The organism is Streptomyces recifensis, assembly GCF_002154615.1.
Lineage (GTDB): Bacteria > Actinomycetota > Actinomycetes > Streptomycetales > Streptomycetaceae > Streptomyces > Streptomyces griseoluteus.
Window position 1 is genome coordinate 1 of record NZ_MUNH01000467.1, and the last position, 5,818, is coordinate 5,818.

At 70.3% G+C, this 5,818-nt stretch carries 9 protein-coding genes; 2 read left to right on the forward strand and 7 right to left on the reverse strand.

From position 1 onward, the window contains the following. The coding region (locus CCN33_RS22920; protein WP_140394629.1) for a CAP domain-containing protein at positions 1-365 on the forward strand (365 nt) is incomplete at its 5' end. 113 nt (positions 366-478) lie between these two features. On the opposite strand, the gene CCN33_RS22925 is transcribed toward CCN33_RS22920, so the two are convergent. Beyond that, positions 479-985, reverse strand: coding sequence for a GNAT family N-acetyltransferase (locus CCN33_RS22925; RefSeq protein WP_086695407.1), 507 nt, complete (start codon positions 983-985; stop codon positions 479-481). A 173-nt stretch (positions 986-1,158) separates the two neighbouring features. On the opposite strand from CCN33_RS22925, the gene CCN33_RS22930 reads away from it, so the two are divergent. Beyond that, positions 1,159-1,560 (forward strand): winged helix-turn-helix transcriptional regulator, encoded by a 402-nt coding sequence (locus CCN33_RS22930; protein ID WP_086695408.1) that lies wholly within the window; start codon positions 1,159-1,161, stop codon positions 1,558-1,560. Here CCN33_RS22930 and mutM read toward each other — a convergent pair. From mutM to coaD, 6 genes are all read right to left on the reverse strand, one after another. Continuing rightward, complete coding sequence (mutM, locus tag CCN33_RS22935) at positions 1,533-2,393, reverse strand: bifunctional DNA-formamidopyrimidine glycosylase/DNA-(apurinic or apyrimidinic site) lyase (protein ID WP_086695409.1); 861 nt, start codon at positions 2,391-2,393, stop codon at positions 1,533-1,535. The genes CCN33_RS22930 and mutM overlap by 28 nt on opposite strands. An 82-nt stretch (positions 2,394-2,475) precedes the next feature. Next, positions 2,476-3,324 carry a ribonuclease III gene (gene rnc, locus CCN33_RS22940; protein ID WP_207228994.1) on the reverse strand — a complete coding sequence of 283 codons (849 nt, stop codon included), beginning with the start codon at positions 3,322-3,324 and terminating at the stop codon, positions 2,476-2,478. Between the two features lie 7 nt (positions 3,325-3,331). Beyond that, the gene (gene rpmF / locus CCN33_RS22945) at positions 3,332-3,505 is read right to left on the reverse strand and encodes a 50S ribosomal protein L32 (protein WP_003951102.1); all 174 of its coding nucleotides are present in this window, start codon (positions 3,503-3,505) and stop codon (positions 3,332-3,334) included. 2 nt (positions 3,506-3,507) lie between these two features. Then, positions 3,508-4,161: a YceD family protein gene (locus tag CCN33_RS22950; RefSeq protein ID WP_086695411.1), complete on the reverse strand. Its 654-nt coding sequence runs from the start codon at positions 4,159-4,161 to the stop codon at positions 3,508-3,510. Between the two features lie 133 nt (positions 4,162-4,294). After that, on the reverse strand, positions 4,295-5,386 hold the full coding sequence (locus CCN33_RS22955) for a cell division initiation protein (protein ID WP_086695412.1): 1,092 nt from the start codon (positions 5,384-5,386) through the stop codon (positions 4,295-4,297). 118 nt (positions 5,387-5,504) lie between these two features. Then, the coding region (gene coaD / locus CCN33_RS22960) for a pantetheine-phosphate adenylyltransferase (RefSeq protein ID WP_086695413.1) at positions 5,505-5,818 on the reverse strand (314 nt) is incomplete at its 5' end.

Consider the following 5,818-nt stretch of genomic DNA (forward strand, 5'->3'; position numbering starts at 1 on the left):
AGGCGGAGGTGCTGCGGCTGGTCAACGTCGAGCGGGCGAAGGTCGGTTGCACCCCGGTCGCGGCCGACTCCGCGCTCACCGGGCTCGCCGAGGCGTTCAGCGGCGACATGGCCGCCCGCGACTTCTTCGACCACACCGACCCCGACGGCGCCACCCCCTGGGACCGCGCCGCGAAGGCCGGCATAACGGGCCTCGGCGGCGAGAACATAGCCCGCGGCCAGTCCGACGCCGCAGCCGTCATGGACGCCTGGATGAAGAGCCCCGGCCACCGCGCCAACATCCTCAACTGCGACTTCAAGACCCTCGGCGTGGGCGTCCACCTCGCCCCGGGCGGCCCTTGGTGGACGCAGGACTTCGGCTACTGAGAACTTCCGGAGGACGTGGCGCCGCTGCTGGAGCCGGCTCCCGGCACGCCCGTGCTGGGCATGGCCAATCACTCCGTCTCGGCGCCTCGCCACGGGGTCAAGCGCTCTTGCCCTCAGGTCAGATCCCTTCCTGGATCTATGACCCAGTGGTTGGTCTGGAGGACCCGTCCCGCGAAGGTCACAGCAACGTCTGAAAGAAACCGGAAGCCGACAGAGCGGCAAATACCGTTCGAAGCAGCGTTACTCGTTGAGGGGAAGGCATGTACGAGTCCCCAGCGCTCTTGATCCCGGGCCTGTTCGAGGAGGATGCGGACGGCACGTTTGGCTAGCCCCTGCCCTTGAAATTCAGGCAGGACCATCCAGCCAATCTCGGAGATCGGTCCGTCATCGGTGTCGTGGGACCAAATAGTCACCGTCCCCGCCACCTCGGGCCTGGCCGGATCAGGCACGATCATCTTCAGCCACGCGAGGTCAGCCGCCGCCTCCTGAGCATCCCGACGAACCTTGTCCGCCATGCCCTCAAGCGGCAGGGGACCGCCCAGGTCGGCCATCATGACAGGATCGCACCGCATCCGAACGTAGGCATCGACATCGTCCGGTGAGACGTTGCGCAGCCGCACTGGCTCCTCCTCGGTTTTACGGGGATGCTCCCACGGCCTGAGGATCACCAAGGGCTGGGGTGTCGGCCCGTCGCTTCTTCGGCTACTGACCCGCCACCGGCCCCGCACCCCACCCGCTAACCCCCGGTTAGTGCAACCTGGTGGTTAGCGCATCCCTCGCCTACCCTGACGGTATGAGCGGGAGCATTCAGGAGTCGGCGGGCGTGGAGTGTGGGTTCGACGTGTTCGCCAGGGCCTGTCCCTCGCGGGGGACGCTGGAGCATGTCACCGGCCGCTGGGGCGGGCTGGCGCTCGGGGCGTTGTACGACGGGTCCCTGCGGTTCAATGAGCTGCGGCGGCGGGTGGACGGGGTCAGCGAGAAGATGCTGTCCCAGACGCTGCAGGCGCTGGAGCGGGACGGACTGGTGCACCGGGAGGCGCAGCCGGTCAACCCGCCCCGCGTGGACTACGAACTCACCGACCTCGGCCGCCGGGTCGCCGAGCGGCTGCTCGCGCTCATCCACTGCGTGGAGGGCGCCATGGACGAGGTCCTCACCGCCCGCGCCCGCTACGACGAGACGCGCGGCGCCCGCTGACACTTCGGGCAGAAGTAGCTGGACCGGTTCATCCACGGGCGCCGCAGCATCGGCGTACCGCAGCGGCGGCAGGGCAGGCCCTCGCGGCCGTAGGCGTCCAGGGAGCGGTCGAAGTAGCCGGACTCGCCGTTGACGTTGACGTACAGGCTGTCGAAGCTGGTGCCGCCGACGTCGAGGGCCGCGTTCATCACGTCCCGTACGTGGCCGAGGAGTTCGGCGGTGACCGGGCGGGTGAAGGTGGCCGTGGGGCGCTCGTAGTGCAGGCGGGAGCGCCACAGCGCCTCGTCCGCGTAGATGTTGCCGACGCCGCTGATCAGCGACTGGTCCAGCAGGGCCCGCTTGATCGTGGTGCGCTTGCGCCGCAGGGCCTGGTGGAACACCTCGTCGTCGAAGACCGGGTCCAGCGGGTCGCGGGCGATGTGCGCGATCACGTCGGGCAGGCCCTCGGCGGTGTTGTCGTGCAGCGAGAGACCGCCGAAGGTGCGCTGGTCCACGAAGCGCAGCTCGGTGCCGAGCTCGTCGGCGAACCGGACCCGTACCCGCAGGTGCTTCTCGTCCGGCGCCGCGTGCGGCTGCACCAGCAGCTGCCCGCTCATCCCGAGGTGGGCGAGGACGGACTGCCCGGTGTCCGCGAGCGGCAGCCAGAGGTACTTGCCGCGCCGGCTGGGCGTACCGAACCGGTGCCCCTTCAGGCGGTGCGCGAAGTCGTCGGCCCCCGCCAGGTGCCGCCGCACCGCACGCGGATGCAGCACCTCGGCCTCGGCGACGGTACGCCCGCCGACCCACCGCTCCAGCCCCCGCCGGACAACCTCGACCTCGGGCAACTCGGGCATCGACAACCCCCTGTGGGAACCGTTGGGAAGAACCGAGCGCCCGCCCCCGACGGACGGGGGCGGGCGCTCGGGACGTGCTCGGTCAGGCGGTGGCGGACGACGGTGCGTCGTCCGGGGCGGCCTCGGCCTCGACGGCCTTCGCCGCCTTGGCGCGCTCGTCCGCCGCGGCCTTGATGGCCCGCCAGGCGGACTCGGCGGCCTGCTGCTCCGCCTCCTTCTTGCTGCGGCCGGTGCCGGTGCCGTACGAGACGCCCCCGACGCGGGCAGCAGCAGTGAAGGTCTTCTCGTGGTCCGGGCCGGTCTCCGTGACCAGGTACTCGGGCACGCCGAGCCCCTCGATCGCGGTGAGCTCCTGGAGACTGGTCTTCCAGTCCAGGCCGGCTCCGAGGTTCGAGGACTTCTCGATCAGCGGGTCGAAGAGCCGGTGGACCAGCTCGGACGCCGCGTCGAGGCCCTGATCGAGATAGACCGCGCCGATCACCGCTTCCAGGGTGTCGGCGAGGATGGACGCCTTGTCCCGGCCGCCCGTGCCCTCTTCACCACGGCCGAGCCGGATGAAGGAACCCAGGTCGAGGCCACGGCCGACCTCCGCCAGCGCACGCGAGTTGACCACCGCGGCCCGCAGCTTGGCCAGCTGGCCTTCGGGCAGGTCGGGGTGGATGCGGTACAGCGTGTCCGTGACGACGAGACCGAGCACGGAGTCCCCGAGGAACTCCAGCCGCTCGTTCGTCGGCAGGCCGCCGTTCTCGTACGCGTAGGAACGGTGGGTCAGCGCACGCACCAGAAGGGCGGACTCGACGTGGTAGCCGAGCCGCCCTTCCAGAAGCGTGTGGGACGAGGCCATGTTCTCCGCCTTGCCGTTCCCGCGTCGGCGGGAAGCGTTGGCTTCGGCGTCTTCCACCTTCTTGGCAGTGGACACAGTGCCTCTCACCGGCCGCTCAGACCTCGAGGACCTGGCGCTTGTTGTAGGTGCCGCAAGACGGGCACGCGATGTGCTGCTGCTTGGGCTCGTGGCAGCGCTCGCACGCAACCAGGGTGGGGACCGCAGCCTTCCACTGCGACCGGCGGTGGCGCGTGTTGCTGCGCGACATTTTCCGCTTCGGAACAGCCACGGCTACTTCTCCTGCTTCTCGTCGGCACGTGCTGATCGAGGCACGTCGCCGCTCATCTCGTCCTTCTCGCCGTCCGACATGGTGTCGGCGAGTCCCTGCAATGCCGCCCAACGGATGTCGACGGCGTCGTGGTGGTGGTCCGGGTCGTCCGTGAGCCGCGCTCCGCATTCGGAACACAGACCCTGACAGTCGTCCTGGCACACCGGCTGCATCGGCAGTGCGAGCACCACCGCATCCCGCAGCAGCGGCTCGAGGTCGATCAAGCCGTCCTCGATGTACTGCCTGTCCTCGTCGTCCTCGGCGTCGTCGCCCGGTTCCGCGATCACGCGGCCACGGTCGTCGGCGTCAGGGTACGAGAACATTTCCTGGAAGTCCGCTTCGAGCTCCAGCCCGACCGGCTCCAGACACCTTACGCACTCCCCCTTGGCCGATGCACGGGCGGTGCCTGTGACAAGCACCCCTTCCATGACCGACTCCAGACGGAGGTCCAGCTCGAGCGGGGCGCCTTCCGGCACTCCGACGACGCCCTCGATACCGAGGTCCCGGGGGGCGTCGACCTCGCGGGTCAGGCGCTGCATCGCACCAGGCCGCCGGCCCAGCTCGTGGGTGTCGATCACGAGGGGGTTGCGGTGGTCGAGGCGTGCGTTGGAAGCCATTCCTGCTTTCGGTCCGAGCTAGGAGGGACGCGGCCCGACGGTGTTCCGGGCAGCGCGGATCGCGGGGATACACGCGACCGAACAGCCAGGATACTGGACCTTTCGCTCAGGGCCCAATCGGGTCCCCGGGCGGCTACAGCCCGCGGCCCTGTTCGTACGCGCGGAGCTGCTCCGCGCTGATCATGCCGGTGTCGAAGAGGCTGGTCTCGTCCAGCGCGTAGTCCTGCCGGCCCTGCTCCTGCTGCCGGCCCTGCTGCTGGTTCGGGTCGTACGGCGCCTGCTGGGCGTCGTAGCCCTGGAAGGCGCCCTCGGCCTGCGGGGAGTAGCCGTTGGGGGCGGCGTACGGGTCCTGCTGGTAGCCGTACGCCTCCTGGGGGGCGTATCCGGGCTGCGCGGGGTAGGCCGCCGGGTAGGCGTCGGGCTGCTGGTAGCCGTACGTCTCCTGCGGCTCGTACACCGGCTCCCGGGCCGGCGCCGGGGCGCGCTGGGCCGGGGCGGGCGGGACGTCGGCGAGGGCGGCGAGGTCGGCCAGGTAGTCGGCGTCGCTGGAGTGCTGGAAGGTCGTGGTGTCGTCCGCGAGCGCGCCCAGGTCGTCGGTGGCGATCCGGCCGTGCAGCTTCTGCCGGCCGCGGTGGACGGCCTCCAGGGTCTTGGCGAGCACCGCCTCGAAGGCGCCGAGCTTGACGTCGACGTAGGCGTCCGCGTCGTGGCGCAGGGTCTCCGGGTCCTGGCTGCGCTCGGGGGCGTCCTCGTCCTCGTAGCCGTGCTCGTCCAGGCCGGGGCCGGTGCCGAGCAGCTTCTCCCGGCCGCGGCCGACCGAGCCGAGGGTCTTGGTGAGGACGACCTCGAAGTTGGCGAGCTTGGAGTCGACGTAGTCGTCGGCGTCCGCGCGGACCTGCTCGGCCTCGGCGCGGGCCTCGGCCAGGATGCGGTCGGCCTCGGCCTGGGAGTGGCGGGCGACCTCGGTGCCGGCGATCAGGCTGCCGCGCTCGGCGTGCGCGGACTCGATGATCCGCTCGGCCTCCTGGCGGGCCTGCTCGACCATCTGCTCGCGGCCACCGATCAGCTCCTGGGCCTGCTCGAGGGAGCCGGGCAGGGCCTGACGGACCTCTTCCAGCAGCGCGAGCAGTTCCGCGCGGTTGACCACACAGGAGGCCGACATGGGCATCGACCGGGCACCGGAGACCGCCGAGACGATCTCGTCGAGCTTCTTCTGGACGTCCACCTGGCTCGCCACTCTCTACTGCTGTGTTGGAGACGGACGGGACGACTGTACGGCCATGGGGCGGCCGTCCGACACCGGGTGACGTGTTGTCACCTCGCCCGGTCGCCTCCCCGGGGCGTCAGTCCTTCCGGAGCCGTTCGCCGAGCGCCGCGAGCACCTGCGGGGGCACCAGGTGGGAGACGTCGCCGCCCCAGGCCGCGACCTCCTTGACCAGGGAGGAGGAGAGGAAGCTGTAGGTGGGGTTGGTGGGCACGAACAGCGTCTCGACCCCGGTGAGGCCGTTGTTCATCTGGGCCATCTGGAGCTCGTAGTCGAAGTCGCTCACCGCCCGCAGGCCCTTGACGATGGCGGGGATGTCGCGGTCCTTGCAGAAGTCGACGAGGAGGCCGTGGTGGGCCTCGACGCGGACGTTGGCGTACTCGGCGGTGACCT